Source organism: Streptomyces sp. NBC_01317 (assembly GCF_035961655.1).
GTDB lineage: Bacteria > Actinomycetota > Actinomycetes > Streptomycetales > Streptomycetaceae > Streptomyces.
On record NZ_CP108393.1, the window covers coordinates 363,257 to 387,899 of the forward strand.

Sequence of the window (24,643 nt, forward strand, 5' to 3'; positions counted from 1 at the left end):
CGGCAGAGGAAGGCGGAGACGGGTACGGACGGGTCGCTCACCAGAGGACGGGCAGCGCCTCGGGGCCGCGGATCAATGCCTCGCGCCGCCAGCGCACCTCGTCCCGCGGCACGGCGAGCCGCAGGCGCGGCAGCCGCTCCAGCAGGCTCGCGATCATGATCCTGGACTCCAGCCGGGCGAGCATCGGGCCGACGCAGTAGTGCGGTCCGTGTCCGAAGGCCAGATGCGGGGTGGGGCCCCGGTCGAAGTCGAGCCGGCCGGGATCGGCGAAGACGTCCGAGTCCCGGTTGGCGGTGAGGTACGAGGCGTAGACGGCCTCGCCGGCCCGGATCCGTACCCCCCGGACCGTCACGTCCTCGGTGGCGATCCGTGCGATGCCCACGCCGTTGCGGTGCGGGATGAAGCGCAGCAGCTCCTCGACGGCGGCGGGCAGCAGCTCGGGTTCCGCGCGCAGCCGCGCCATGTGGTCCGGGTGGGTGAGCAGCGCGTAGAGCATGTTGGCGCTGTTGTTGGTGACGGCGTGGGCGCCGCTGATCTGGATGAGGACGGCGATCGCGACCGCTTCTTCGAGGCTCAGCTCGTCCGTCTCCACCGCCTCGGCCAGCACCGCCGCGAGGTCGTCGCCGCCGTTCGTACGCCGCCGGCCGATGAAGTCGGTGAAATAGGCACCGATCTCCGCCTTGGCACGCTCGCTGTGGGCCCGGCTGTGCGCGGCGGTCAGGAGCGACTCCGTCCACTTCCGCATCAACGGCCGGTCGTGCTCGGGCACGCCCATGATCTCGCTGATCACGGCCAGCGGGAACGGCCCGTGGATCCGCGCCATCAGATCGGCGGGCGCGCCCGCGCGCAGCATGCCGTCGATGAGGTCGTCCATGATCCGCCGGGCACGCTCCTCCACCCCGGCGACGGCGCGGGGGGTGAACGCCTTGGCGACCGAGCGGCGCAGCCGGGTGTGGTCGGGCGGGTCGGCGAATCCCACGGCCGCGTCGAGCGGGATGAAGTGCGGGGTCATCCGGGTGACGGCACGGCCCACGAGCGCCTGACGGCTGAAGCGCGCGTCGTTGGTGACCAGCTTGACGTCCTCGTACCGGGTGATCAGCCAGGCGAACCCCTCGCCGTGGGGGAGCTGGACCCGGCTGACCGGGTCCTCGCGCAGCCGTTCGGCGAGGAAGGGGTCGAAGTCCAGCCCGGACAGGTGGGGCACGGCCCAGAACCGGACGGGATGCGCGTCCCTCCCGGTGTCGGGGGTGTCCTGCGCGGGGGCCGCCGTCTCCGGTGTGTTGGTGGTCATCTCAGCTCACCGGTTCCGTCGCGGGAGAGGGCCGGTCGGTGTGGACCGGGGTGGTCAGGACGTGCCGTTCGGACAGCTCCAGGCCGGCGAGGGAGTCGGTGGACCAGCGTCCGAGGGCCATCTCGGCGGTGATGCCGGGCCCGAAGCCCGCGATGATCCCGCTGGCGCCGTCCTCGACCCGGCCCTCGTCGAACAGCCTGCGCACCGCGTCGAGGACGACGGCGCTGGCGATGTTCCCGTACTCGGTGAGGGTGGCGCGGCTGAACCGGAACGCCTCGGGCGGGACCTCCAGGAAGTGGCTGAGGTCGTCCAGGATGCGCGGGCCGCCCGCGTGGATGATGTAGAAGTCGAGGGCCGCCGCGTCCCAGCCGTGCTGGACGGCCATCGCGCGGAGCGCGGGGGCGAGGGGTTCCATCGTGCCGGGCACCCGCTTGTCCAGCAGGAAGTGGAAGCCGGTCGCGCGGACGCTGTACGCGATCCAGTCGGTGGTGTCGGGCACGAGGTGCGAGCCGTTGCGCTCCAGCGCGATGCCGGTGCCGCCCTTGCCCCGGACGACGGCGGCGGCCACCGCGTCACCGAACAGGCCGTTGGAGAGCAGCGAGCCGACCCCCAGGTCGGTCGGCTGGTAGCAGAGCGAACAGAATTCGCACGCGACGATGAGCACGTTCGCGTCCGGGTACGCCTGGCAGAAGTCGTGCGCCCGGTTGACGGCGGCGCCGCCCGCCGCGCAGCCGAGCTGGGCGATCGGCAACTGCCGGGTGTGACTGGGGAAGTCCATGGTGTTGATCAGCCAGGCGGTCAGCGACGGCATCATGAAGCCCGTGCACGAGACATAGATGATCAGGTCGATGTCGGAGGCACGCAGCTCGGCGTGGTCCAGGGCGCGGTTCACCACGGCGGGCACCCGCGCCTTCGCCTCGGACTCGTACAGCCGGTTGCGGTCCTCGAAGCCGGGGTGCCTGAGGGTCTCCTCGATGGGCTGGACGAGGTGGCGCTTGGCCACCCCGGTGTTCTCGATCAACCGGAGCGCCAGGGGAAGTTGCGGGTGGCCGGCGTGGAGCGACCGCGCCAGGGCGAGGGTGTCCTCCATGGTGATCACATGCTCGGGAACCGACACATCGGGCTTACACAGAGTCGCCACGACGCGCTCTCCTTCGTTCGTGTTCGCTGTGAACTGCGGCCCACACTCTGTGGTGGCCCACCACCCCGCAACCTGGGGAACTGCCGGGAACTGGCCCCTGGGAGGAGCGTCAGGGGAGCGAGGGGGCGGGATCCGAAGGACCGTGAGGGATCTTACCCATGACTACGGAAAGTAAGCACAAAAGGGGCGCATCGTCCGTTCGTGGGCGCGCCGCCCGGTCCCCGATGCGTCGCTCCGACGGCCGGGACCCCACCGGCCCGGCGACCGTGGGTCACGACCCGTCCACCGAACGGGTCGGAAGCCGAAAACCGGCCATCCTGTACCGGTGTCACCACGGGACTCGTAGGTCCCGGAGACCCCTTCGCGTCCCAACGTTTTGGCGCGGGAGAGACATTCGGGGAGTCGTTGAGCCCTATAGTACGGGCTGGGCGGTTTGTTTTGTGCTGGTCAACCCGGCTGCGCGGAAGGGTCATTCATGGCAACACAGGAGCGCGCCATCCGGACGCGCATGGCGATTCTGGAGGCGGCCGGCGCGGTCTTCGACGAGTTCGGCTACTCCTCCACGACCCTCACCATGGTTCTGGAACGCGCTGAGGTCACCAAGGGTGCCCTGTATTTCCACTTCCAGTCGAAGGAAGCTCTGGCGCAGGCGGTCCTGGACGAGCAGGTACAGCTCGGCACCGTACCCCCACAGGCCTCCAAGCTCCAGGAAGTCATCGACATCACCTTCGCGGTGGCCCACCGGCTCCTGGACAACGCACTGCTCAGGGGAAGCGTCCGGCTCACCGTGGACCAGGGTGCTCCCCCCGGCGTCGACCACAGCGGCCCCTTCCGCCAGTGGCCCGTCCATCTGGTGTCGCTGATGGAAGAGGCACGCGCGCAGGGTGAGTTGCTCCCCAGCGTGCGCCCGCAGGACACCGTCGAACTGCTGGTCGGTGCCTTCGCCGGCATCCAGCTGATGTCCCGCGCCCTGACGAATCGCGAGGATCTCGGGCGGCGGATATCGATACTGTGGGGACACATCCTGCCCAGCATCGCGGTCCCGGGCCTGATGCCGAGCATCGACACCGCGCCCGACCGCGGGGTACGGGTCACCGAGGCGATCATGGCGGCCTGATCCGGTGAGCGGGCCTTCCCACCTGGTGAGCGGGCCCTCCCCCGTCCGGAACCCCTCCCCCTTCCGGAATAAGGAAAGGGGCTCCCGGCGCTTCAGCTGAGGGCATAGGGTGACGAGTGCAGTTGGTTCGCCCTGTCAGCCAGACAGCGGCGTCGTAAGAGGGAACCCGGTGGGAATCCGGGACTGCCCCGCAGCGGTGAGTGGGAACGACCGCCGTCATCAGCACTGGGCCCGGATCGGGTCTGGGAAGCGACGGCCAGTAGGTGTCTCGTCCGTAGAGACGCGCCCACGAGTCCGAAGACCTGCCACTGCCCGCGCGCGAACACCGTGCGCGGAGATCCCGGTGACCTCGTGGGCGGGTCGGCGTACATATCAGGCGGTCACGCGCACCCGGACACCCGGGACGTGATCCGTCCGGTCTGTGGCTCCTCTCGTGCCCTCGACCGTCCCCGGGACGGCAGAGAACCGCTCGCGAAGGAGAGTTCTGTGACAGACAAGTCCGCAGCCGCGGCAGCACGGGCGACCGTGCACGGCTACCCCCGCCAGGGCCAGAACCGTGAACTGAAGAAGGCCGTCGAGGGCTACTGGAAAGGCACCGTCGGCGCCGACGCGTTGCGCGACACGGCCGCCGGACTGCGCCGTACGAACTGGCGCCGCCTCGCCGACGCCGGCATCCACGAGGTTCCCACCGGCGACTTCTCGTTGTACGACCACGTCCTCGACACCAGCGTCTTGGTCGGCGCGATCCCCGCACGCCACCGCGCCGCCGTCGCGGCGGACGCCCTCGACGGGTATTTCGCGATGGCGCGCGGCACGCAGGACGTCGCGCCGCTGGAGATGACCAAGTGGTTCGACACGAACTACCACTACCTCGTCCCCGAGCTGGGCCCGGACACCGTGTTCACCGCCGATTCCACCAAGCCGGTCGCCGAGCTGAGGGAAGCCCTCGCGCTGGGCCTCGCGGCGCGGCCCGTGCTCGTGGGCCCGGTCACCTATCTGCTGCTGGCCAAGCCCGCCCCCGGTGTCGCCCCGGACTTCGAGCCGCTGACGCTGCTCGACCGGCTGCTCCCGGTGTACGCGGAAGTCCTGGCCGACCTGCGCGCCGCCGGCGCCGAGTGGGCGCAGCTCGACGAGCCCGCGCTCGTCGAGGACAGGACCCCGGCGGAGCTGAACGCCACGGCCCGCGCCTACCGGGACCTCGGCGCGCTGACCGACCGGCCGAAGCTGCTGGTCGCGTCGTACTTCGACCGGCTCGGCAAGGCCCTGCCCGTCCTCGCCAAGGCACCCGTCGAAGGGCTTGCCCTCGACTTCACGGGACCGGCCGCCGCGAACCTCGACGCCCTGGGCGCCGTGGGCGGCCTGCCGGGCAAGCGCCTGGTCGCGGGCGTCGTCAACGGCCGCAACATCTGGATCAACGACTTCGAGAAGTCGTTGTCGGTCCTCGGTACGCTCCTCGGGCTCGCCGACCGCGTCGACGTGTCCTCCTCCTGCTCGCTCCTGCACGTCCCGCTCGACGTCACGGCGGAGCGGGACATCGATCCGCAGATCCTCCGCTGGCTCGCCTTCGCGCGCCAGAAGACGGAGGAGGTCGTCACGCTGGCGCGCGGTCTCGCGCAGGGCACCGACACGATCGCCGCCGAACTCACCGCGAACCGCGCCGACCTGGTCTCGCGCGCCGGTTCCGCGCTCACCAACGACCCGGCGGTACGGGCCCGCGCCACGGCGGTCACCGACGCCGACGGGCACCGCGCCGCACCGTACCCGGAGCGGGCGACGGCCCAGCGTGCCCACCTCGGGCTGCCGTTGCTGCCGACCACCACCATCGGCTCGTTCCCGCAGACGAACGAACTGCGCACCGCACGCGCCGACCTGCGCGCGGGACGTATCGACACGGCGGGGTACGACGAGCGCATCGAGGCCGAGATCCGTGAGGTCCTCGCCTTCCAGGAGAAGGCCGGCATCGACGTGCTGGTGCACGGCGAGCCCGAACGCAACGACATGGTCCAGTACTTCGCCGAGCAGCTGACCGGCTACCTCGCGACCCGGCAGGGGTGGGTGCAGTCGTACGGCACCCGTTACGTGCGCCCGCCGATCCTGGCCGGGGACATCTCGCGCCCCGAGCCGATGACCGTGCGCTGGACCACGTACGCGCAGTCGGTCACCGACCGGCCGGTCAAGGGCATGCTCACCGGCCCTGTCACCATGCTGGCCTGGTCCTTCGTCCGTGACGACCAGCCGCTCGGCGACACCGCCCTCCAGGTCGCGCTCGCGCTGCGCGACGAGGTGAACGACTTGGAGGCAGCCGGGACTTCGGTCATCCAGGTGGACGAGCCCGCGCTGCGCGAGACGCTGCCGCTGCGTGCCGACGACCGCCAGGAGTATCTCGACTGGGCGACCGAGGCCTTCCGTATCACCACCGGCGGGGTCCTCCCGGCCACCCAGATCCACACACACATGTGCTACGCGGAGTTCGGGGACATCGTCCAGGCCATCAAGGATCTGGACGCGGACGTGATCAGCCTGGAGGCGGCGCGGTCGCACATGCAGGTCGCCGGCGAACTGGCGGCGGCGGGCTATCCGCGCGAGGTGGGCCCCGGGGTCTACGACATCCACTCCCCCCGCGTGCCCTCCGCCCAGGAGGCGGCGGCCCTGCTGCGCAAGGGACTTGAGGCGGTGCCGGCCGAGCGGCTGTGGGTCAACCCGGACTGCGGGCTGAAGACCCGCGGCTGGACCGAGGTGCGCGCCTCGCTGGAGAACCTGGTCGAGGCCGCCCGTGAGGTCCGGGGCACCCTGCCCACCCGCACTTCCTGACCCGAGCCGGGGCCGGCCGGCCCCGGAACCGGAACGACCCGGCGGCGGCCGGGGCGGACAGACCGGATGTTTCCTGACATCCGGCCAACTGTTCCGCTCGGGCCGCCGTCAGGCGTTGTGGCGGTCCAGGTCCGCAGACGGTACGGTCGCGTGGACATGACGACGGTGTGACGGAAGTCCGGTGAGAATCCGGCACGGTCGCGCCACTGTGTACCCGTACCTCTGCGGGAAGTCAGACCCGGCACCTTCGTCTCAAGCACCACGATCGGGACGCGTGTTCCCCAGGAGGTTCGGCCATGGCACACTCCGCTGCCCCCACGACAGCCGCAACACCGGCTCTCACTCCCCTCTCGCTCAAGGAGATAGCCCCGTGGGCGCTCTTCTTCGGCGTGCTGATGCTCGTCCTGCTCTACTTCGTCGGCGCGGAACAGGGTGCCCTGTCCGTCATCTCAGGTGAGAGCGTGCACGAATGGGTCCACGACGGACGCCATCTGCTCGGTTTCCCCTGCCACTGACCGGCCGGGAGACCCTTTCTCATGAACTCCGTATCTGTCCGCGCCCTGCTCGTGCGCGGCATGCTCGCCGGCCTCGCCGCCGGTGTGCTCGCCCTCGTGGTCGCCTATCTGCTCGGTGAGCCCTCCGTGGACGCGGCCATCGCGTTCGAGGAGGCGCACAGCCACGAGCACGGCGGCGAGGAACTCGTCAGCCGTTCCCTCCAGTCCACCGCGGGCCTCGCCACCGGTGTGCTCATCTTCGGCATCGCGGTCGGGGGCATCGCCGCCCTGGTGTTCTGTTACGCCCTGGGCCGCGTCGGCCGGTTCGGACCGCGGGCGACCGCTGTCCTGCTGGCCGTCGGCGCGCTGCTGACGGTGTACGTCGTACCGTTCCTCAAGTACCCGGCCAACCCGCCCGCCGTCGGCAACGGCGACACCATCGGGAAGCGGACGACGCTCTACTTCCTGATGATCGTGCTGAGTCTCCTGCTCGCGGCCGGCGCGCTCCTGCTCGGCCGGCGGCTCGCGCCGCGCCTGGGCAACTGGAACGCGACGGTGGCGGCGGGGGCCGCCTTCGTGGTCGCCGTCGGACTGGCCTACGGCTTCCTGCCGACGATCAACGAGGTGCCCAAGGACTTCCCGGCCACGCTGATCTGGGAGTTCCGGCTGTCTTCGCTCGCCGTCCAGGTCACCCTGTGGACGACGTTCGGGCTGCTCTTCGGCCACCTCGCCGAGCGGCTCCTCGTCCCGAGGACCGACCGGGTCGCCGTCCCCGCCGGTACGTCCGGGGTGGAGCCGAAGGCCACCGCCGCCGCGGGCTGAGGGCCATGGGGCGTCCCGGCGGGTCAGGCCGCCGGGAGCTCCGGTCCGGGGCGTGGCACGCTCGCCCTGACGACCCACCGGTGCGTGATCGTCCCCCTCTACCTGAAGTACGTGGCCACGCGCGGCGCCGGACTCACCCGCGAACTCGTCGGGATCGGCGCGGGTCGGTCCACTGGATCGGCGGGCCGCTGGGGTCGTGGATGGCGGACGACCAGGTAACCGCCGGCGCCCTCACCGACGCCCTGATCGCCATGGCGGTGGTCATGGTCCTGACCTGTACGACCTCACTCGCCGCGCGGGCCTGGGGCGTCCGCCGCCACGCGGTGTCGCCGGGCGGCCGGGCGGGGCCGGCTGATCGCGATCGTGATCACGGGAGGGGACGTCGGTCTCGTAAGCCAGGTGCCCCGGGGTCGTCATACCCTGGGGGCATCAGGACGATTCGACCTGTCCGGACCGTGCGACTTGTCAGGCCCGTCCGACCTGCCCGACCTGTCCGACCTGGGAGAGCCGTGGACGTCGATCTGAGGAAGCTCCGCTACTTCGTCGCGGTGGCCGAGGAACTGCACTTCGGGCGGGCCGCCGAGCGGCTCCACATCGCCCAGCCGGTCCTCTCCCGCCAGATCCGCGCGCTGGAGCAGGAGCTGCGCGTCCAGCTCCTCACCCGGGACCGGCGCTCGACCGCGCTCACCCCGGCCGGGGAGCAGGTGCGGAAGGACGCCGTGTCGCTGCTGGCCTCCGCCGAGGGTCTGCGGCGCCGGGCGCTGCGGGTCGCGGGCGGCACGGACCGGCTGACGGTCGGGTTCATGCCCGGCATCACGGTCACCGCCGCCGTCCAGGCGCTCACCGCGCGCCACCCGGGGCTGACGGTCGACGTCCTGCGGACGTCGTGGGACGACCAGACCCGGGCGGTGCGCGACGGGCGGGTCGACCTCAGCTTCGTACGGATGCCGGCCGACCGTGAGGACCTGTGCCTGCGCCCGCTGTTCCACGAGCCACGGGTCGCGGTCCTGCCGCGCGGGCACCGGCTCGCGGGGAAGCAGGCCGCCGGCATCGCCGACCTGGCAGGCGAGCGGCTGCTCCAGGACCCCGACGCCGTTCCCGAGTGGCGGGATCTGCCCCATCGGCCGCCGGACGAGGACCCGCGGCCGGTCCCTGTCGTCCGTACGGTCGAGGAGAAACTGGAATACGTGGCCGCACTCCAGGGGGTGGTCGTGCTGCCGCGCTCCACCGCCCTCTACTACACGCGCCCGGACCTCTGCCAGGTCACCCTGACCGACATCGAGCCCGGCCAGGTCTGCCTGGCCTGGAGCGCCCGGAACACGGGTCCGCTGACCCTGGAATTCGCCGACCTGGCGGTGGAGATCTACGCGGACGGTCCTGACCCTGTCTCCTGAGCGTTCCGCCCACCCATTACCTCCGGCGTAATCGACGCTGTCCGGGACGCGAGGCAGGCTTGGGTTCACCGGGTCCCGGGCGGCGCACTCCGCCCGGGGCCCGGGTCCCCGACCGACCGAACCTCGATGGAGGCTGATTTCCCATGTCCGTGACCCCTTACGAGACCGCCGTCACCCGTTACTTCGAGGCCTGGAACGCCCCGTCCGCCGAGGCGCGCACAAAGGCGGTCGCGGCGGCCTGGAGCGAGGACGGCGGGTACACCGATCCGCTGGTGGACGTCAGCGGGCAGGAGGCGATCGCGGCCGTCGTGGCGGGGGCCAGGGAGCAGTTCCCCGGATTCACGTTCCGGCTCGCCGGGGCGGTCGACGGCCACCACGGCGTCGCACGCTTCGGCTGGGAGCTGGTCTCCGACGCGGACAGCTCCGTCCCCGTCACCGGCTCCGACGTCCTCACGCTGGCCGGGGATGGCAGGATCGACCGGGTGTACGGCTTCCTGGACCGGGTGCCGGCCGGCGCGTGACCGGGGCGGGGGGCGGGAGGTCCAGGACGGGCGGGAGCCGTAGGAACGTGCCTCATCCCGGAGTCTTGTGAGAGCGCTCCCAGGGCGTCAGCATGCTCCGTATGAACGTGCCTTCCGCTTCCGCCCCTTCCGCCCCTTCCGCCCCGCGCCCCGCTGTCCGCGCCTATCGCCGCGAGGATCTGCCCGCGCTGTTCGACATCTGCGTACGGACCGCGTACGAGGGCCAGGACTCACGACACCTCTACCCGGACCCGGACCTGATGCCGAGCATCTTCGCCGCTCCCTACGCCGTACTGGAGCCGGAGCTGACCTTCGTCCTGGACGACGGGCACGGTCAGGCCGTCGGATACGTCCTCGGCACGGCCGACACCGCGGCCTTCGCGCGGGCGTTCCGCTCGGTCTGGCTGCCGACGCTGACCGGCCGCTATCCGGCGCCGGCCGGCCCGCCCCGGACACCGAGCGAGGAGATGATCGCCCTCATGCACGATCCGGAACGGCTGGTCCTGCCCGAGCTGGCCGCGTACCCCGCCCATCTCCACATCGACCTGCTCCCCGACTGGCAGCGGAAGGGCCACGGCCGGGCCCTCATGTTCCGGTTCCTCGGGGCGCTGCGGGACAGGGGGGTCGGCGCGGCCCATCTCTCGATGGTCACGGCGAACACGGCCGCCCGCGCCTTCTACGACCGGCTCGGCTTCCGGCCGATCGAGGTGCCGGATCCGGGTCCCCTCACGTATCTCGGCCGCTCGACCACGGTTGAGTAGCCGTACCCATCCGATCCCCGCGTCGGCGCTGGACGCCGGCCACCACCACCGAGGACATCAAGGCCGCCATCCGGACAAGCTGCCGCTGACCGGCCCGGACCTGTCCTCCGGGCGCCTCACGGCCGGCCAGGGACTGCTGAAGCACACCGTCCACCTGGACGAACTCTCCCACCGCTTCGCATCCGAGTGGCTTGCCGAGCGGTACCGCCGGTGGCCAGCGGCCACCAACACCCGCCTCCTGATCAGCCCGTAGTCCGCGTTCGACATCAACAACCCCGCCATCAGCGCCACAATGCTCGGGAAGGTCTTCAGACGGGCCGACTTGACCATGCAGCAGGTACGCCAGGACCGGATCCTCTACGAAGCCCGCGAGCGCGAGGACCCGCTCCCGCTGATGCGGCTCTTCGGAGTGAGCGACGGCACCGCGACGCGGTACATCGCCGCAGCCCGTCCCGGAACGGACATGCGAGAGAACGTTCCGCTCACAGCCCGAGTGCACTCGCAGACGCGCTCCGACGGAGGCACGTTCTGGTAGTCATAACAGCGCTGGTGCGAGCTCCCGCCAGGCCCGACGGGTGAAGACGGCCGACTGGTCGGCGACCACCCGCACGGCAACGTGGTCGGCGCCGGCCCGGCGGTGCTCGGCGAAGCGGACAGCAATCTCCTCCGGCCGTCCCCAGGCGAAAAGCGCGTTGATCAGCCGGTCGCTGCCACCACCGACCAGGTCCTCGGCGGTGAAGCCGGCCCGTAGCCAGGCCGCCCGATAGTTGGCCAGGTTCAGGTGGGAAGCGAGCATGGTCCTGGCCCTGGAACGGGCGGTATCGGCGTCGGCGTCGGCGTCCAGGAGGACGGTCTGCTCCAGTGCCAGCCGGTATGAGCCCGACTGACCAGATACGGGTGCACACCCAGGGATCGTGCCGCGGCCAGCCGGGTCATCTCCGGACCGTGCGCACCGATGATGCGCGCGGTCGACGGCAAGGAAGGAGTCACCGCGTCCAACGCGTCCAGGTACGAGCGCAACGCCTGGTACGGCTTGCTGTACCGGTCGACGAAATCGGCTTGGCTGACGCCAAGTCCGACCAAGAGCCGTTTCCGTTGACCCTGCGGCAGCGCGTGGTAGGCGGCGGCCAGCTCGTCCGGCGTCCTGTCCCAGATGGACACGCACCCGGTCGCGACAGCGACGTGGTCGGTCGCGGCCAGGACCTCGGCCGCCGTGACGAGGTCTCCGCGAGGATTGCCCCCCGGGCTCCCGCCGAGCCAGATGGCTCCATAGCCGAGCTCTTCCAGCTCAGCCGCGGCATCCCGCGCCTCAGCGCGGTCTCCGTGGGTGAACGCCAAGCTCCGGACGCCCGTAGCCCCGAGATTCATGAGAAGCCCTCCTGGTCGTGGGACTTCCGTTGTAGTGACGTGCGAAGACCAGCAGCCCCAAAGACTCCGGCCTGTCCGGAAGCCAACCGCCAACGTCCGGATGTCGGCGGCGCCACCGAGGTTCGCGAACCCGTGCGCCTCGCGGTGTTCTCAGCACGAGGAGGGACCGCGGGCGCGCGGCGGAGCCGGCCGAGCGGCGGTATCCGGGGCTGCTCGACGTGGTGGCGGCGTGCCCCTGTTCCCGCAGACCAGTGGCTCCGAGGTGAGCTTCGCGCCGGCCGACGACCCGGGCGCCGTGGTCCGGCTCCGTATCGACGGCAAGGCGGGTACCTGGAGGGGCGGTCCTGCGAGGGCCGGTCCTGCGGAGACGCGCTGGACGAGGCCGTCGCGCGAGGCAGGGCCGGGGCGCGGGAACTGCGCCGGGTGATCTCGGCGTTCGAGAGACGTGGATACGGGATCCTCGCGGTGAGTCCGGGCCGGACCACGCCCTGGATCGCGGCGGCGCCCACCGACGCCACGATCACGCGGGTGCTCGCGGAGGTCGGTACGGGGGTCCGGGAGTGGTCCCCGGTCCCGGAGGAGAACGGCGCGCCCGTGGCCGAACAGCTGCTGTCGGTGCACCTGGTCGACCCGGCCGTCACTGCGGAACGCCCCACCGGTGGGGGCGAATCCCCCCACGATGACGCGTCTGACCGACCCCGCGCTGCTGGCGGCGCTGTCGAGGCGCCCGTACTGCACGGCGACGTACCGCATGCGGCACGGTGTGATCGACCCGGCCGCGGGGAGCGCGTGGATGACCCGTCCGTACGCGGAGGAGGAGGAGGAGGAGTTCGGCCGGACGGTCCGGGAGGCGGTCGGCACGTGGCTGCGAACGTCTGACCCCTCAGGGGGTGGTGCTCTTTCCGTGACGAGCCGAGCGGTGAGCGGCCGTACGTGGGCGACCACGCGGTCGCCGTGACGGTGGACCTCACAGGCAACCCGGTCGGGGGCTTCCGGGTGTTGCGCGGAGCGGGCGGGCCGCTGGAACAACGGCGGCGGCAGCGGGACCCGACGGCTCCTCGGCAAAGCGTCCGGGCAGAGCCGGTCCGTACGGACAGCAACCTCTGCTGCTCTCGGGCCGAAACGTCGCGGGGAGGACAGAGCAGTGCCGGGGTCAGTTTGCCTATCAGCCAGCTGAAACCGAGCCGAGGAGACCGGAGCCCGCCCGGCCAGCGACGCCGACCACCAGGGCGCAAGGGCTGGTGAGTTGGCAGTCGGCTTCGTCAATGCCCCAGGAAACCCCATCGCTCACAGCTCCGTTGACGGCTGCCGAGGTGGCGACCGATAGGCCGGTTCGTGCGAGCACGGGTCAGGTCGTACTGCCGCTGAGCAGGCTGAACCGGCCGTGCGACGGCCACGGGAAGAAGACGCACAGGGTCGGCTGCGCGTGCGTACAGGGCCTCGGCGAGTTCGGGCGTCACCCAGCCTGATCTCCGGCGAGCGTTCCAGAGTCAGCCGCCAGGCGGTCGACACCGCCCTTCCAGGCGGTGCCGCGTCCAGCGGGGTCGCCGCGAGCCACGTCCACTCGGTTCGCAATGGGGCGATGGACGCGCCATCGCGCCAGGCATGCAGGATGTCGGCGACCACCGCGAGGTCATCGGTGCTGCACCGTGCCTCCCCACGCGCGTAACAGGCGGCGAGGGTTGGATCGAACCCGCCAACAGGATCCACCGGCTCGCCACCAAACCCGCGACGAGCCGCCTCGCGAGCCGACGCCTCCGCCAGGCCGCCAGGCACCGTCAACTCCGGATGGAGCTCGCTCGGCATGTCACTGGAACCTTCGTTCATGCGCACAACGTAGGCCGTGGGAGTTCAGGAGCCGTGGGCGCGGGCCGCCCGATCGCACCCGCATTGCGGGACGGTGCCGCTAACAGGCCCAGGTGTGGAGCGCGTTGTCGCGGGTCGGACGCGGTGTACTCGGTGCCGTCTCCGAAAGCCTTGGGGCGGGGCATCCGTCCCGGAAAAGGCCCAAGGGGCCGCGCTGTACGCCCTGCCCCGCGACCCCACCACGCGTTGAGTCACGGATGGAACCGCCACCGGCCTTCGGACACCACATCTACCTCGCCGTTCCGGACGCGGACGGCCGTCTCGTCGTCGATGAAGTAGATGGGGAAGTCCGCGCGCGCAGCGATGCGATCGGCCCAGGCGTCGTCCCGCTCGGGGAAGTCCGGCGAGTACAGGTGGGGCTTGAGGTACCAGTCGAAGAGGCCGAACGGCGGCTCCACGGTCGTCGCGCCGAGCACGTGGATGTCCGCGACGTCCCCGATGACGTCGGCGGAGTGCCCGGTGAGATTCCGGCTGAAGATCATCGATCCCGCGCTCAATCCCACGTAGACCCGGCTCTCCAGCGCCTCCAGGAAGCCGTCGACCAGGCCGTTGCCCGTGATGCTGCGCGCGAGGTGGTAGTGATTGCCGCCGCCCACATAGATGACGTCGGCGCGGAACAGCCGGTCGAGCACCATCTGCTGGGGCAGGCCGTTCAGCTCCAGAACGTCGAACTCACGCCAGCCGAGCCCGAGGAGCCGATGCATGTCCGCGACGAGCCACCCGTGATCCCCGGGCTCGGCGACCGACGCCGTGGGAACGTACACGAGGTTCGCCGACCCGAACGGCTTTCCCAGCATGTCCCGCAGCGCGTCCCGCAGTGTCTCGTTACGCAGACCACTCGCCGTCAACAGAAGCTCCATCGGGCGAGCCAATCACGACGACCAAGCACGCGCAACGAACCCAGACTCTTCGCCACGATCATGCACGGCCGCATCAGGAGCGGCACCGTCCAGCTGGCCAACACCTGCGGGCGGGCTACGATCGGGTGAGTAGACGGAACGATCAAACACGCTTCACGACTACTCCAGACCAAAAGGGAACGAATGCACCTCTTGCCGGATCCGGTGAAGTTGCACGAGACCGGCAACCTCCTGCACTAACACCGCAGGTCAGGCAGTCTGCTCCCCGCGCATGCGGGGATGGTCCCGCGACTCACGACCCGCCGCTCGCTGCTGCTGGCTGCTCCCCGCGCATGCGGGGATGGTCCCGGCGCGCACACGGCGGCCGAACTGATGCCCGTCTGCTCCCCGCGCATGCGGGGATGGTCCCGCGTCGGACAGCTGGTCGCCGACGACCCAGATCTGCTCCCCGCGCATGCGGGGATGGTCCCCCGGTCGGGATTCCGGCCATCCCGGTCTTAACCTGCTCCCCGCGCATGCGGGGTGTCGACCGTGCGGGGTTCCGGCGGAGGTTGGAACCCCGCGCCGTCAGCGGGGAGGAGACAGGATCAGCAGGTGACGACCTTGCCGTACGAGCCGCGGCCCCAGGTCCACTCCCACTGTTCGCCCGGCTGGTACGTGAGACACGGCGAGTCGGAACCCAGGTCGATGACGACCTTGAGGTGCATCGTCTCAGTGCACGAGTTGGTGACCTTCACGTACTTCCGGTGCTTGATGACGTCTCGCTTGACGCAGGCCGGCGCGGTTCCCCTGAGCTGGGCCTCCGAGGCGTGGGCGGCGGCGGGTGCGACGGTCAGGATGGTGGCGAATGCTGCGACCAGCAGCGTGAGTTTCTTCATGCCCGGACAACGACCGGCAAAATCGGAAGTCACCCTTCCGCTTTTGCCCATGAGGGCGTCGGCCTCGCACGGAGGATGTGGAACCCCGCCAAAGGTTGTTGCAGAAGGTTCGGTGAGGGCAGGGTGATGTGGTTTCTGGTGTGCCGCTTCAGCCGGTGAGGGTGGGTGAGGTTGTGCATGGTGGCGATGGCTTGGACGGCGTGGTGGAGGCCGTCTCTTTCCAGTTCTTCATGCGGGCGAAGGTGTGCTCGACGCGGGCTTTGACGCGTCGGTGCTCGGCGTTGTCCTCCTCCTGGGCACGCAGGAGAGGGCCGGACGTTCGTCGAGAACCAGTAGTTCCGGCCGGATGCTGCGACGGTGCGGTCGCGGACCGGGATCAGCGTGCCGTCCACGATCCACAACCGCTCCACATCGGCCACCGGCCGCGGTCCCGGATCATCCAGCGCGAGGAGCGGACCCAACCGCTGGATGATCCGGCACCCTGGCCGGGGAGATCCCGAAGAGCGGAGCCAACTGCCGCATCGTGAGATTCGTCCGGTAGTACACCGCCGCCACCACCAGAAGCCGGTCCGGCAACGACAGACACCACGGCCCGACCCGTCGCCCCGCCCCCGCACCACCCCCACCAACCCTTCGAACCGGCCCATCCCCCCCAACCCGTGAACGCCTCCACCCACAGTGCCTCAGCCCGGAACACCCCACCCCTACAAGAGGAATCCCCCATCCCAGACGTTGTGCGACAACCTTCCACGCAGGGCAGCAGCTCCAGGATCGTACGGCGGGAAAGTCCCGCGGCGGAGAAGCGCGGACTCGGCGACGTCACGACGCCGACGGACTCCTCGGTGAGGGACGACGCGATCGGCGCACGGCTGCCGGAAGGATCCTGACCAGCAGGATCGTTCCGGCAGCCGCCCGGCCGCGTGTCCCCGGGTGGACCCGCTCCCTGAGCGCGGGTCCGTCCGGGAACGGGCCGCCCGTTCAGACCGCCCGCTCGTGCCCCCGGACGTCGAGCCAGGCGTAATTCATCAGCCCGGTCCGCACGGTGTGCAGGGTCAGGACGTGCCGGCCGGGCTCCGTCGCCGGCAGCGGGAACGTCAGCTCCGCCCAGTGGTGCGCCTGCCGCCACGGCACCTCGTCGGCGTCGTCCGCCGTCGAGGGCACCTCCACGACCTCCGTGACCGGGTCGTCGTCCAGGGTCAGCGCGATCGCCCCGCCCTGCGGCGCGGTGTACAGCAGCGTCGCGGTGTACGGCCCCGGGGCGGTGACGTCCAAGGTGTAGCGCAGCCAGTTGCCCGGCGAGGTCCACCCGACGTAGAGCAGCCCCAGGGCGGGCTGCGCGGCGTTGAACGGGTGGTCGTCGATGCCGTTGCCCTTGGTGTAGCTGATGCCGACGGCCTCGTCCGCCCGGAAGCCGTTGAGGTAGCTGCCGTCCGGCGGGTTGAGCAGCCCGCTGCCCTGGTTGCGGTGGGCCGCGTCATGGAAGGCGACGCCCTCGCCGCCGATGTCGTAGTACGCGCACATCAGGCGTCCCGGGATCAGCTGCGCCCCTGCGGGGCCGACGTCACCACCGAACGGACGGCCCTGGTAGGCACGGGGAGGAGGCAGCAGCGGCACGGCTAGATCTCCGTTCCCTCGGTGCCGGCCAGCAGCCGGTCGACCTCGGCCAGTTCCGCGTCGGTGAAGGCCGGGCCGCGCAGCGCGTCCAGGCTCTCGTCGAACTGCCCGACGCTGCTCGCCCCGATGATCAGTGACGTCACCCGCCGGTCGCGCAGCGCCCAGGACAGCGCCGTCTGCGCCAGGCTCTGCCCGCGCTCCCGCGCCACCGCGTCCAGACCGCGCAGCGCGGCCACCAGCTCCGGGCTCAGGCTGGAGCGGCTCAGGGTCCCGCCGCGCGCCATCCGGGACTCCGCCGGGGTGCCGGCCAGGTAACGGCTGGTCAGCAGGCCCTGGGCGAGCGGCGAATAGCAGACGCAGCCCACCCCGCCGTCGTCGAGCACCTTGAGCAGCCCGTCCTCCAGCGTGCGGTCCAGCATCGAGTACCGCGGCTGGTGCGCCGCCAGCGGCACCCCCAGCTCGTCGAGCAGCGCGATGGCCCGCGCGGTCTGCTCGGCGTCGTAGTTGGACACCCCGACGTAGAGCGCCTTGCCCTGCCGCACCAGATCGGCCAGCGCGCCGACGGTCTCCTCCAGCGGGGTGTGCGGGTCGAAGCGGTGCGAGTAGAAGATGTCGACGTAGTCCAGGCCGAGCCGGGCCAGCGACTCGTCCAGGCTCGCCGTCAGGTACTTGCGCGAGCCCCATTCACCGTACGGGCCGGGCCACATGCGGTAGCCGGCCTTCGAGGTGACGACCAGTTCGTTGCGGTAGCGGCCCAGGTCGCGGCGCAGCACCTCGCCGAAGTTGGCCTCCGCGGAGCCGGCCGGCTCGCCGTAGTTGTTGGCGAGGTCGAAATGGGTGACACCGCGGTCGAAGGCGTGGGTGATGATCGCGCGGTGCCGGTCCGCGCCGACGTCGTCGCCGAAGTTCTGCCACAGCCCGAGCGAGATCTCGGGTATCAGCAGTCCGCTCGCGCCGAGCCTGCGGTACGCCATCTCGTCGTACCGGGCCGCGGCGGCGGTGAAGGTGCTGCTTGGCTGCACTGGGGGGTGCTTCCTTTCGGGTGGGAGGGGGAGGCGGACACGCCCTAGCGGACGCCGATGGTCGCGATGCTCTGGGTGAAATACCGCTGGACGAAGACGAACACGAGCACGATGGGCGCGATGACCAGGACGGAGCCGGCCAGCAGCAGGCCGTACTGGGTGGCGATCTGGCCGGTCGAGTACAGCGACAGCGCGACCGGCAGGGTGTACATGTCCTGGCTCTGCGCGGCGACCAGCGGCCACAGGAAGTTGTTCCAGGAGCCGAGGAAGGTCAGGATGCCCAGCGTCGCCAGCGGCGGCCCGCACAGCGGCATCACGATCCGCGCCCAGATCCGCAGCTCGCCCGCGCCGTCGATCCTGGCCGCCTCCAGCAGGGTGTCGGGGATGCCGGAGATGAACTGCCGCATCATGAACACCCCCATGGGCGAGGTCAGGAACGGCAGGATCAGCGCCGTGTAGGTGTTGGTCAGGCCGAGCTTGGTGACCAGTACGAACAGCGGGACGAAGGTGACCACGCCCGGCACCATCAAGGTGATCATCACCAGCGTGAACACCAGCCGCTTGCCCGCGAAGTGGAACTTGGCCAGCGCGTAGCCGACCATCGAGCAGAACAGCAGATTGCCGGCCACCGTCACCAGCGCCACGATCAGGCTGTTGAGGAAGAACCGGCCCAGATGCAGCCGGTCGAACCAGGTGCTGTAGTTGCCCGACGTCGGGTGCTGCGGCAGGAAGCCGGACGGGTCGCGCAGGATCTCGCCCTGGGTCTTGAACGACCCGAGCAGCATCCACAGGAACGGCAGCAGCGTGATCACCACCGCGACCACCAGGCCGAGATACGTCAGCAGCCGCCGCCGCGCCCACAGGCGGTCGAAGGTCGCCCGCATCAGTCCTCCTTGGATCTCAGGGCGCGGAACATCACCATGCTGAGCAGCGCGATGGCGATGAAGAGCACATAACTCGCGGCGGACGCGTAGGCGTAGTTGCCGAACCCGAACTGCTTGAACGCGAAGTAGCTGACCGACAGCGTCGCGTCCAGCGGGCCGCCCTGGGTCATGACGAACGGCTCCTCGAAGAACTGCAGATACCACACCGACAGCAGCACCGCGCCGAACAGCAGCGTCGGCCGCATCAGCGGAACGGTGATCCGCAGGAAGCGCTTGACCGGCCCGGCGCCGTCGATCATGGCCGCCTCGGTGACCTCGGCCGGGATCGTCTGGAGCCCGGCCAGGAAGATCACCATCAGCGTGCCCATGTTGCGCCACACACCGAGGCCGATCATCGCCGGCATCGCCCAGGTGGTGCTGGCCAGCCAGTCGGGACCGCTGATCCCGACCCAGCCGAGAACCGCGTTCAGCGGGCCGTCCCTTTGCAGGATGAAGCGCCACACCACGGCCACCGCCACGATGCTGGTGACCACCGGGGTGTAGAAGCCGACCCGGAAGGCGGTGCGGAAGCGGCTGATGCCGCTGTTCAGCGCCACCGCCAGGACCAGCGCGATACCCATGGTGAGCGGGATGCCGACCACCACGAAGTAGGCGGTGTTACGCAGCGACTTGAGGAACTGCGCGCTCCCGAAGAGCGTGTGGTACTGGTCGATGCCGACGAAGTTCACCGCCAACGGGCTGTCGACGTCAGCGCTCTTGAAGTCGGTGAAGGACATCAGGAAGGACGACAGCAGCGGGATCAGCGTGAACGAGGCGAAGAGCAGGACGAAGGGCAGCGAGAAACCCCAGGCGATCAGGCTCTGCCGGCGCCGCAGGCCGCGCGGTGCGCCGGAAGCCCGGCCCGCGCCGCCACCGCGGCCCGCAGGCCGGGTGGCGGCACCCTTCTCCGCTCCTCCGGTGAGGACAGCCATCATCTGCCGCCGGTGCCGATGCCGTCGGCGGCGGACTGCGCGGCCTTCATCGCCGCGGCCGGGTCCTTGCCGTTCTTGACGATCTGCTCCAGCTGCTGGCCCACCGCGTCGGCGACCTCCAGCCAGGTGGCGTTGGGCGGCGGCGCGTTGGTGTCCTTGAGCTGGTCGCCGAAGACCAGGAGCCGCGGGTCGGCGGCCAGTTCCGGCTGCTGCCAGGCGCTCTGCACGGCCGGCAGCGCGCCGTCGATCTGGTACCACTTGGCCTGTACGTCGGGCTTGGACAGCCACTGGATCAGCTTCCAGGCCGCCGCGCTGTTCTTGGACTTCTTGAAGACCACCAGGTCGGAGCCGCCCGCGAAGGACGTCGCCGACTTCTGCTTGGGGAAGGTGGCCAGCGCGTACTTCTTCTTGAAGTCCGCACCGCCCGCCTCGTCCAGCGCGTTCTGCTCACCCGCGCCGGCCACCAGGATGCCCAGCTTGCCGCTGACGAAGGCCGATTCCGCGGCGCCCGCGCCCGCCGAGGGGTTCGGGTCGGCGATCTTGTCGGTGTAGAAGCTCTGGAAGTAGCGGTACGCCTCGACCGTCTCCGGGGTGTCGAAGGTCCACTTTCCGCCGTCCTGGCTGATGATCTGGGCGCCGTTGGACCACGGGAAGGCGAAGGAGTTCTGCAGATCCTGGTCGGGCGTCGTCGACATCCTGATGCCGTACTCCGCGTGGCCCTTGGTCTGCATGCCCTTGGCCAGCTTCTTGAGGTCGTCCCAGGTCTTCGGCGGCCCGTCGAAGCCCGCCGCCTTCGCCAGGTCGGTCCGGTAGAACAGCACCCGCGTGTCCACCGCCCACGGCACGCCGACCGTCTGGCTCCCCACCTGCGCCGACTTGAGCGGCCCCTGGAAGTAGACGCTGGTGTCCGTGCCCGCGGGCACCGTTTGGAACCCGTCGGTGAGGCCGCCCATCAGCGTGGTGCCGACCTGGGCGATGTCGGGGGTGACCCCGCCGGCTTCCGCGGTACGGAACTTGGCCGCCGCGTCCTGCCACGGTATCGAGGTGACCTTGACCTTGTAGCCGGGGTTCTCGGTCTCGAACTGCTTGAGCAGCTTAGGGAGGTTGTCGCCATCGCTGCCCATCGCCCACATGGTCAGTTCGGCGGTCTTCGGCGCGGCGGCGTTCTGCCCCGCCGACTGGCCGGAATCCGCTCCGCTGCCGCTGTCCGACGATCGCCCGCAGGCGGCGGTCAACAGCGTGACAGACAGCAGGGCGAGGGCAATCTTCACCTTGGGATGTCTCACGAGGGTCCTTCTGTCGATGCCCCGATGTTTCGAAAGGGCATTTATTAAAGAGTTTTCGCAACCGTAGCCACGGCGCTATCGCCCGTCAACGGTTCGCGCGCCGCGATATGCGCGGGAGTTGCGGTTCCCGGCGCGCGGGCGGCGTGAGGCAGGGGGTGGGTGATGCCGGCGCGACAGAAGGGACCGGTGACGGGCCGTATACGAGCGGCGCGCCCCACAGAGGTCAGTCGACGCGGCGGATCGCGACGCGGCCGACGAGGCGGATTCCAGCCTGGCGAAGGAGGGTGTGGCGAAGGAGGGTGTGGCGAGTTTCGGTCAGCGGGTGTCGGCGGTACGTGCCGAGGGCGCCGCGGAGGTGGACCACCGGTCGCTGTGCGAGGCGCCGAAGAGCCGGCCTTCGACCTCGTCGAGCGCCCGGCGCACCCCGCCGAGCACGGTCGCCCGCCCGCCCAGCGCGGCGGGCGACAACCGCGGTGCGGGCGCGCCCAGTTGCCGCTCGCAGAGGTCGAGCGTGCGCTCGTCGAGGACCGGCATCAGCCGTGCGGCGGTGGCGGCCGGCAGGCCGCATATCACCACGAGTTCGGGGTCGAGGATGGTCGCCAGCATCGCGACCGGGCGCGCCACGATCGAGCCGAGCCGGTCCACGATCCGCCGGGCGACCGGGTCGCCGGCGTCGTAGGCCGCGAAGACCATGTCGGCGGTCACCTGCTCGGCTTCGCCCGCGGCGAGTTCCACCAGCCGCCCGGGACCCGGCACCGCGGAGGTATCCGCACTCGCATCCGCTGTCGCCGTCGCCCCGCCGACCGCCTCGCGGACCGCCTCCGCGCCCAACTGCGCGGCCTTGCGCATCACTCCGCCGGGCGGCCCCATGCCGGCCAGCAGATTCACCGCGGTCATCTCGCCGGCCACACCGTTGCTGCCGCGCACCAGGCGGCCGTTGACGATCAGCCCGGCGCCGAAGCCGTTCTCGCACACGTCGAGCAGTACCGCGTTCTGAAGGCCGCGGGCCGCGCCCTGCCAATGCTCGCCGATCATCGCGAGGTTGGCGTCGTTCTCCGCGACCACCGGCCAGGGCAGGGTGTGTTCGAGTTCGGTGATCACATCGCGGCTGCCCTCGCGGTACTCCGCCGCGGTCGCCGTGTCGTAGGCGTGCGACTGCACCGGCGCCGGGATGCTCACGCACACCTGCCACACCGCCTCAGGCACGAGTCCGGCCAGTGCGATCACCTCGTGCGCGATGGCCGGGCCGTGCCTGGTGACCTGCGAGCGCAGGCTGGTGTCGGTGTCGACCTCGTGGGACAGCTCCCCGCACACCCGCCCGGTCAGATCGGCGACGGCGGCGGTCACCCGGCGCTCACGGATTTCCAGCGAGACCACAAAGCCGGCCCGCGGATCGGTGCGGTAGCGGCGCGCCGGGCGGCCGGGCTGCGCTTCCTGCGCCGGGTCGCCGGACACCTCGACCACCAGGCCCTGGGCTATGAGCCAGTCACAGGTGGTGTGCACGGTCGGGCGCGACAGTCTGGTCAGCGTCATCAGGTCCGTCGCCGTGCTGGACTCGCCGTCCCGCATGGCGTCGTAGACCGCGGCGGCGTTCATCCAGCGGATCTGCGCCGCTGACGGCGTGCTCGTGCGCCTTGCCACCTCGGTCCTCCCTGTACCCGTCGGCCCGGCGAACCCGCGGGTTCGTCCCTTCACGGGCGCACTGCCAGAAGGTATCAAACCGCAGTTCACCGTGCTCGCTCCCACCGATCCGGTGCCACATCGCATCAGTGATCACTGACCGGACGGAGACATCCGATCGAGAAACACGCCCTAGTGGCGGTCGCCCGCCGCGCTGCCGTGGGGGGCCCAAGACCTCGATCGACGCCAGGTCGTCGGCCGTCAGGTCGATGTCCGCCGCGCCGGCGTTCTGTTCCAGGTACGTGCGGCGCTTGGTGCCCGGGATCGGGACGGCGTCGTGGGCCATCAGCCAGGCCAGTGCCAGCTGGGTGGAGGTGACGCCCTTGGCCCTGGCCAGGGCGCCGACGTGGTCGGCCAGTGCGGCGTTCGCGGTGATGTTCTCCTCCGAGAAGCGCTTCAGGCCGCGCCGGGCGTCGTCCGGGGCCAGGTCCTCGCGGCGGGTGATCGTACCGCCCAGGAAGCCCCGGCCGAGCGGTGAGAACGCGACGAATCCGATGCCCAGCTCCCGTACGGTGTCCAGCACGCCGTTCTGCTCCACATCGCGGCTGAACAGGGAGTACTCCGACTGGAGCGCGGTCAGCGGATGGACCGCGTGGGCCCGGCGCAGCTGGTCGGGGGTCGCCTCGGACAGGCCGAGATAGCGGACCTTCCCGGCCCGCACCATCTCGCTCATCGCTCCGACCGTCTCCTCGACGGGCACGCCGGGGTCCACCCGGTGCAGGTAGTAGAGGTCGATGACGTCCGTGCCGAGGTGCTTCAGGGAGCGGTCCACCGACCGGTGGGCGTACGCGGGGCTGCCGTTCGGCCCGTGGGCCGTTCCGTCGTCGTCGAACTCGGTGGCGAACTTCGTCGCGAGGGTGATCTCGTCGCGGCGGGCGCCGAGGGCCCGCCCGATCAGCTTCTCGTTCGTGAACGGGCCGTAGGCCTCCGCGGTGTCGATGAGTGTGACGCCGAGGTCTACCGCCCGGTTGAGCGTGGCGATGGCCTCCTGCTCGTCACGGGGGCCGTACCAGACGCTCATCCCCATCGCGCCGAGACCTTCGGCGGAGACGGTCAGGCCCTGGGATCCGAGTTTCACGTTCTTCATGGAGAGGTGGCGCCCTTTCGGTGGCGAGCGACGGGTCCGGTCGGTAGTGACCGATGTGTCCAGCTTCCACCCTGGAGCGCGCTCCGGGGCAAGCCGCACCTCTCGTGCACGCCGGGACGGTACGTGGCAGGGTGTGTGCCGACCGCGGACGCGAGGAGGCACCATGGGCGAGAGCACCACCGACACCACCGGCACGGAAGCGTGTCTGGGCTTCGACGACTGGACGTGGCTGAACCCGCCCGCCCGCTGGGCCCCGTACGACGACGCGCTCGACGTCACGACGGACCCGGACACCGACTTCTGGGTGACCACGCACTACGGCTTCGTACGGGACACGGGGCACGCGCTGCTGCGCCCGGTGCCGGCGGAGTTCCGGCTGCGGGCGACGTTCAGTGGCGAGTACCACGAACAGTACGATCAGGCCGGGCTGTTGCTGCGGATCGACGGGAAGAACTGGATCAAGACCGGGATCGAGTACGTCGACGGCAGGCAGCAGTTGAGCGCGGTGGTGACCCGCGAGGTGTCCGACTGGAACGTCGTGCCGCTCGCGTATCTCACCGACGCCCCGGGGCCGGTGACCGTCGAGCTGCGGCGCGAGGGCGACACGGTCACGATCCTGTACGGCCTCGGCGGCGCACCCGAGACGATGCTGCGGCTCGCCTATTTCCCGCCGGAGGTACCCGCCCAGGCCGGGCCGATGTGCGCGTCGCCCGACGGGAAGGGCTTCACGGCCCGGTTCACCGCGCTGAGTCTCGACGCGCTCACGTGAGGTGAC

24 protein-coding genes, 1 pseudogene and 1 riboswitch are annotated in these 24,643 nt (G+C 70.4%); of the genes and pseudogenes, 11 read left to right on the forward strand and 14 right to left on the reverse strand.

Going from position 1 to position 24,643, the window contains the following annotated elements:
* Positions 1-37: 37 nt before the first annotated feature.
* Both OG349_RS01455 and OG349_RS01460 read right to left on the reverse strand, forming a co-directional pair.
* Entirely contained in the window at positions 38-1,291 is a 1,254-nt protein-coding gene (locus OG349_RS01455) for a cytochrome P450 (RefSeq protein WP_327232804.1), read from the reverse strand.
* A 1-nt stretch (position 1,292) separates the two neighbouring features.
* Positions 1,293-2,432 (reverse strand): type III polyketide synthase, encoded by a 1,140-nt coding sequence (locus OG349_RS01460; protein WP_327232805.1) that lies wholly within the window; start codon positions 2,430-2,432, stop codon positions 1,293-1,295.
* 475 nt (positions 2,433-2,907) lie between these two features.
* Here OG349_RS01460 and OG349_RS01465 point away from each other — a divergent pair, with 475 nt between their 5' ends.
* The 9 genes from OG349_RS01465 to OG349_RS01505 all read left to right on the forward strand — a co-directional run bounded on the left by OG349_RS01465 (position 2,908) and on the right by OG349_RS01505 (position 10,887).
* The gene (locus OG349_RS01465; RefSeq protein ID WP_327232806.1) at positions 2,908-3,549 is read left to right on the forward strand and encodes a ScbR family autoregulator-binding transcription factor; all 642 of its coding nucleotides are present in this window, start codon (positions 2,908-2,910) and stop codon (positions 3,547-3,549) included.
* A gap of 105 nt (positions 3,550-3,654) precedes the next feature.
* Positions 3,655-3,873, forward strand: a riboswitch (cobalamin riboswitch).
* Positions 3,874-4,035: 162 nt separating this feature from the next.
* Complete coding sequence (gene metE, locus OG349_RS01470; RefSeq protein WP_327232807.1) at positions 4,036-6,360, forward strand: 5-methyltetrahydropteroyltriglutamate--homocysteine S-methyltransferase; 2,325 nt, start codon at positions 4,036-4,038, stop codon at positions 6,358-6,360.
* Between the two features lie 296 nt (positions 6,361-6,656).
* Complete coding sequence (locus OG349_RS01475; protein ID WP_327232808.1) at positions 6,657-6,875, forward strand: CbtB domain-containing protein; 219 nt, start codon at positions 6,657-6,659, stop codon at positions 6,873-6,875.
* Between the two features lie 21 nt (positions 6,876-6,896).
* The gene (locus tag OG349_RS01480) at positions 6,897-7,676 is read left to right on the forward strand and encodes a CbtA family protein (protein WP_327232809.1); all 780 of its coding nucleotides are present in this window, start codon (positions 6,897-6,899) and stop codon (positions 7,674-7,676) included.
* 509 nt (positions 7,677-8,185) lie between these two features.
* Positions 8,186-9,070 (forward strand): LysR family transcriptional regulator, encoded by an 885-nt coding sequence (locus OG349_RS01485; protein ID WP_327232810.1) that lies wholly within the window; start codon positions 8,186-8,188, stop codon positions 9,068-9,070.
* A gap of 143 nt (positions 9,071-9,213) precedes the next feature.
* On the forward strand, positions 9,214-9,591 hold the full coding sequence (locus tag OG349_RS01490; RefSeq protein WP_327232811.1) for a nuclear transport factor 2 family protein: 378 nt from the start codon (positions 9,214-9,216) through the stop codon (positions 9,589-9,591).
* 101 nt (positions 9,592-9,692) lie between these two features.
* A complete protein-coding gene (locus OG349_RS01495) occupies positions 9,693-10,352 on the forward strand; it encodes a GNAT family N-acetyltransferase (RefSeq protein ID WP_327232812.1) in 660 nt (219 codons plus the stop codon).
* Positions 10,345-10,605, forward strand: coding sequence for a hypothetical protein (locus tag OG349_RS01500; protein WP_327232813.1), 261 nt, complete (start codon positions 10,345-10,347; stop codon positions 10,603-10,605). The genes OG349_RS01495 and OG349_RS01500 overlap by 8 nt, the downstream gene beginning before the upstream one ends.
* 69 nt (positions 10,606-10,674) lie before the next feature.
* A complete protein-coding gene (locus OG349_RS01505) occupies positions 10,675-10,887 on the forward strand; it encodes a hypothetical protein (RefSeq protein ID WP_327232814.1) in 213 nt (70 codons plus the stop codon).
* Here OG349_RS01505 and OG349_RS01510 read toward each other — a convergent pair whose 3' ends face one another.
* Positions 10,888-11,148, reverse strand: a complete 261-nt coding sequence (locus OG349_RS01510; RefSeq protein ID WP_327232815.1) for a hypothetical protein — start codon at positions 11,146-11,148, stop codon at positions 10,888-10,890.
* Entirely contained in the window at positions 11,130-11,720 is a 591-nt protein-coding gene (locus OG349_RS01515) for an LLM class flavin-dependent oxidoreductase (protein ID WP_327232816.1), read from the reverse strand. The genes OG349_RS01510 and OG349_RS01515 overlap by 19 nt, the downstream gene beginning before the upstream one ends.
* Before the next feature lie 679 nt (positions 11,721-12,399).
* Between OG349_RS01515 and OG349_RS01520 the strand changes: the two genes are divergently transcribed.
* Complete coding sequence (locus tag OG349_RS01520) at positions 12,400-12,678, forward strand: hypothetical protein (protein WP_327232817.1); 279 nt, start codon at positions 12,400-12,402, stop codon at positions 12,676-12,678.
* A 1,099-nt stretch (positions 12,679-13,777) separates the two neighbouring features.
* Here OG349_RS01520 and OG349_RS01525 read toward each other — a convergent pair.
* The 10 genes and pseudogenes from OG349_RS01525 to OG349_RS01570 form a co-directional block, all read right to left on the reverse strand.
* On the reverse strand, positions 13,778-14,446 hold the full coding sequence (locus tag OG349_RS01525; RefSeq protein WP_327232818.1) for a Type 1 glutamine amidotransferase-like domain-containing protein: 669 nt from the start codon (positions 14,444-14,446) through the stop codon (positions 13,778-13,780).
* Positions 14,447-15,033: 587 nt separating this feature from the next.
* Positions 15,034-15,324: a hypothetical protein gene (locus tag OG349_RS01530; RefSeq protein ID WP_327232819.1), complete on the reverse strand. Its 291-nt coding sequence runs from the start codon at positions 15,322-15,324 to the stop codon at positions 15,034-15,036.
* Between the two features lie 167 nt (positions 15,325-15,491).
* Positions 15,492-16,048: pseudogene (locus tag OG349_RS01535) on the reverse strand (transposase family protein); the annotation flags it as partial.
* A gap of 254 nt (positions 16,049-16,302) precedes the next feature.
* Entirely contained in the window at positions 16,303-16,938 is a 636-nt protein-coding gene (locus OG349_RS01540; RefSeq protein ID WP_327232820.1) for a carbohydrate-binding protein, read from the reverse strand.
* Positions 16,939-16,940: 2 nt separating this feature from the next.
* Positions 16,941-17,912, reverse strand: a complete 972-nt coding sequence (locus OG349_RS01545; RefSeq protein WP_327238405.1) for an aldo/keto reductase — start codon at positions 17,910-17,912, stop codon at positions 16,941-16,943.
* Between the two features lie 92 nt (positions 17,913-18,004).
* Positions 18,005-18,844, reverse strand: a complete 840-nt coding sequence (locus OG349_RS01550) for a carbohydrate ABC transporter permease (RefSeq protein WP_327232821.1) — start codon at positions 18,842-18,844, stop codon at positions 18,005-18,007.
* Positions 18,844-19,815 carry a carbohydrate ABC transporter permease gene (locus tag OG349_RS01555; protein WP_442806356.1) on the reverse strand — a complete coding sequence of 324 codons (972 nt, stop codon included), beginning with the start codon at positions 19,813-19,815 and terminating at the stop codon, positions 18,844-18,846. Before OG349_RS01555 ends, OG349_RS01550 begins: the two co-directional genes overlap by 1 nt.
* Positions 19,815-21,101 (reverse strand): extracellular solute-binding protein, encoded by a 1,287-nt coding sequence (locus OG349_RS01560; RefSeq protein ID WP_327232823.1) that lies wholly within the window; start codon positions 21,099-21,101, stop codon positions 19,815-19,817. Before OG349_RS01560 ends, OG349_RS01555 begins: the two co-directional genes overlap by 1 nt.
* A 315-nt stretch (positions 21,102-21,416) precedes the next feature.
* Positions 21,417-22,697 (reverse strand): ROK family protein, encoded by a 1,281-nt coding sequence (locus tag OG349_RS01565; RefSeq protein WP_327232824.1) that lies wholly within the window; start codon positions 22,695-22,697, stop codon positions 21,417-21,419.
* A complete protein-coding gene (locus tag OG349_RS01570) occupies positions 22,588-23,859 on the reverse strand; it encodes an aldo/keto reductase (protein ID WP_327232825.1) in 1,272 nt (423 codons plus the stop codon). The genes OG349_RS01565 and OG349_RS01570 overlap by 110 nt, the downstream gene beginning before the upstream one ends.
* Positions 23,860-24,031: 172 nt before the next feature.
* Between OG349_RS01570 and OG349_RS01575 the strand changes: the two genes are divergently transcribed.
* Positions 24,032-24,637 carry a DUF1349 domain-containing protein gene (locus OG349_RS01575; RefSeq protein WP_327232826.1) on the forward strand — a complete coding sequence of 202 codons (606 nt, stop codon included), beginning with the start codon at positions 24,032-24,034 and terminating at the stop codon, positions 24,635-24,637.
* Positions 24,638-24,643: the final 6 nt, after the last annotated feature.

What these genes read in the sequence shown, in the direction of transcription:
- OG349_RS01530 (WP_327232819.1), bottom strand. Translation starts at nt 15,324, where the DNA reads ATGAAGAAACTCACGCTGCTGGTCGCAGCATTCGCCACCATCCTGACC.
- OG349_RS01550 (WP_327232821.1), bottom strand. Translation starts at nt 18,844, where the DNA reads ATGCGGGCGACCTTCGACCGCCTGTGGGCGCGGCGGCGGCTGCTGACG.
- OG349_RS01520 (WP_327232817.1), top strand. Translation starts at nt 12,400, where the DNA reads ATGACGCGTCTGACCGACCCCGCGCTGCTGGCGGCGCTGTCGAGGCGC.
- OG349_RS01455 (WP_327232804.1), bottom strand. Translation starts at nt 1,291, where the DNA reads ATGACCACCAACACACCGGAGACGGCGGCCCCCGCGCAGGACACCCCC.
- OG349_RS01510 (WP_327232815.1), bottom strand. Translation starts at nt 11,148, where the DNA reads ATGCTCGCTTCCCACCTGAACCTGGCCAACTATCGGGCGGCCTGGCTA.
- OG349_RS01565 (WP_327232824.1), bottom strand. Translation starts at nt 22,697, where the DNA reads ATGAACGCCGCCGCGGTCTACGACGCCATGCGGGACGGCGAGTCCAGC.
- OG349_RS01480 (WP_327232809.1), top strand. Translation starts at nt 6,897, where the DNA reads ATGAACTCCGTATCTGTCCGCGCCCTGCTCGTGCGCGGCATGCTCGCC.
- OG349_RS01525 (WP_327232818.1), bottom strand. Translation starts at nt 14,446, where the DNA reads ATGGAGCTTCTGTTGACGGCGAGTGGTCTGCGTAACGAGACACTGCGG.
- OG349_RS01545 (WP_327238405.1), bottom strand. Translation starts at nt 17,912, where the DNA reads ATGGCGTACCGCAGGCTCGGCGCGAGCGGACTGCTGATACCCGAGATC.
- OG349_RS01575 (WP_327232826.1), top strand. Translation starts at nt 24,032, where the DNA reads ATGGGCGAGAGCACCACCGACACCACCGGCACGGAAGCGTGTCTGGGC.
- OG349_RS01490 (WP_327232811.1), top strand. Translation starts at nt 9,214, where the DNA reads ATGTCCGTGACCCCTTACGAGACCGCCGTCACCCGTTACTTCGAGGCC.
- OG349_RS01475 (WP_327232808.1), top strand. Translation starts at nt 6,657, where the DNA reads ATGGCACACTCCGCTGCCCCCACGACAGCCGCAACACCGGCTCTCACT.
- OG349_RS01465 (WP_327232806.1), top strand. Translation starts at nt 2,908, where the DNA reads ATGGCAACACAGGAGCGCGCCATCCGGACGCGCATGGCGATTCTGGAG.
- OG349_RS01555 (WP_442806356.1), bottom strand. Translation starts at nt 19,815, where the DNA reads ATGGCTGTCCTCACCGGAGGAGCGGAGAAGGGTGCCGCCACCCGGCCT.
- OG349_RS01495 (WP_327232812.1), top strand. Translation starts at nt 9,693, where the DNA reads ATGAACGTGCCTTCCGCTTCCGCCCCTTCCGCCCCTTCCGCCCCGCGC.
- OG349_RS01515 (WP_327232816.1), bottom strand. Translation starts at nt 11,720, where the DNA reads ATGAATCTCGGGGCTACGGGCGTCCGGAGCTTGGCGTTCACCCACGGA.